At 54.2% G+C, this 1483-nt stretch carries 3 protein-coding genes; 2 read left to right on the top strand and 1 reads right to left on the bottom strand.

Annotation, left to right across the window (positions count from 1 at the left end; translation table 11 throughout):
* Nucleotides 1–240: hypothetical protein (locus CKO27_RS24300; RefSeq protein WP_207281109.1), on the bottom strand; the 240-nt coding region annotated here is incomplete at its 3' end.
* Nucleotides 241–368: 128 nt separating this feature from the next.
* Here CKO27_RS24300 and CKO27_RS23770 point away from each other — a divergent pair.
* Both CKO27_RS23770 and CKO27_RS23765 read left to right on the top strand, forming a co-directional pair.
* Nucleotides 369–668, top strand: coding sequence for a type II toxin-antitoxin system HigB family toxin (locus tag CKO27_RS23770; RefSeq protein ID WP_200377386.1), 300 nt, complete (start codon nucleotides 369–371; stop codon nucleotides 666–668).
* A complete protein-coding gene (locus tag CKO27_RS23765) occupies nucleotides 668–1093 on the top strand; it encodes a helix-turn-helix domain-containing protein (protein WP_200377385.1) in 426 nt (141 codons plus the stop codon). The genes CKO27_RS23770 and CKO27_RS23765 overlap by 1 nt, the downstream gene beginning before the upstream one ends.
* Nucleotides 1094–1483 lie beyond the last annotated feature (390 nt).

Genomic DNA, 1483 nt, shown 5'->3' with positions numbered 1-1483 from the left:
GCACAGGAAGAGGTCCGTAACCATGGCCACCCGAAGAAACAGCGCTGAGGACACCGATTCCGCAAACCGCATCAGCGGTTGTAACTGTTTGTTTTTAAAAATCGAGAGACTTATCTTAGTGCCATTCGGGTCAGGTTCGAATTGATTTCTAGCTGCCCCTTGAGACCCTAACCCTACAGGCAAGGAGGCCTGCACCCTTCTCAAACCCCACTTCCGTTTTTCGGAGTGGGGTTTTTTCATTGACGCCGCTGTTGACGGCTGGACTTGAAGGTCTGGAGAATGTGCCGGGTCTTTCTGGAAGAGCGCTCACGAGGTGAGCTGGTGCGAACTTTTTCCTCGATATACCGTCTTGGTATATACTGACTTCTATGCATGTGATTGCGAAGCCCATCCTGATCGAGTTCTGGACGAAGCACCCAGACGCCAAGCATTCGCTGGGCGCTTGGTATCGCACCATGAAGATGGAAGTCTTCTCGGATTTCAATGACCTGCGGGCGACTTTCGCAAGCGCCGACTACGTGGATGGGCTGACGGTGTTCAACATCGGGGGCAATAAGTACCGGTTGATCGCCTCGATCCACTACAACCGGCACAAGGTCTACATCCGCGCGGTGCTCACCCATGAAGAGTACGACCGCGATGGTTGGAAGCGGAACAGGAGAAACTGATGACCCTTGCACATAAAACGGTGCCCGAACCGCAAGCCATTCTGCGGGTCTGGATGCCATTCAAGGACGTGGTCGGCGTGACCTCGATTCACTCTGAGGAAGACTACACCCAGGCGCGGGCAATCATCGAGGTGTTGCTGAATGAGATCGGTGACAATGAAAATCACCCACTGGCCGACGTGCTCGACTATCTGGCCGACCAAGTTGCCGCCTATGAAGATGTGCACACGCCCATCCAGGAGTCCGAGCCGAAAGAGGTGCTACGCTTTCTGATGGACCAGCATGGATTGAAGCAGGAAGACCTCGCCGACTGCGCCCCGCAGAGTCGCATTTCAGACATCTTGAGCGGCCGGCGCGGCATCAGCAAAGAGATCGCTAAAAAGCTGGCTAAGCGGTTCAATGTGAGCGCCGCCGTGTTCTTGTAAAGAAGAGTGAATTAAAAGGGAATTAAAGCAAGGTAGGATGGGTAGAGCGATAGCGAAACCCATCATTCCCAGCGATAACGCCTGACCTTTGAACGCCCTCGGGAAACCGGGGGCGTTTTTGTTGTGCCATCCTGATGACTTGGCGCGGGGTTCGGTGGGTTTCGCTGCGCTCTACCCACCCTACAACGCCTTCGGGAAACCGGGGGTGTTTTTGTTGGGCGCGATCCTGAAACGCCAGCGCGGGGTTCGATGGGTTTCGCTTCGCCCCTATCCTTGGCTGATGCCTGCGTGATGCTATACTTAATTGTGTTTTTCCAGATGACGACAAACAGCCATGACTGAAAATGTTGAAAACCTCGTGTTGGAACAACTACGTGCTATCCGGGCAGC

This window comes from Thiocystis violacea (assembly GCF_016583575.1).
GTDB classification, from domain to species: domain Bacteria; phylum Pseudomonadota; class Gammaproteobacteria; order Chromatiales; family Chromatiaceae; genus Thiocystis; species Thiocystis violacea.
This window is presented reverse-complemented; position numbering and strand designations above follow the sequence as displayed.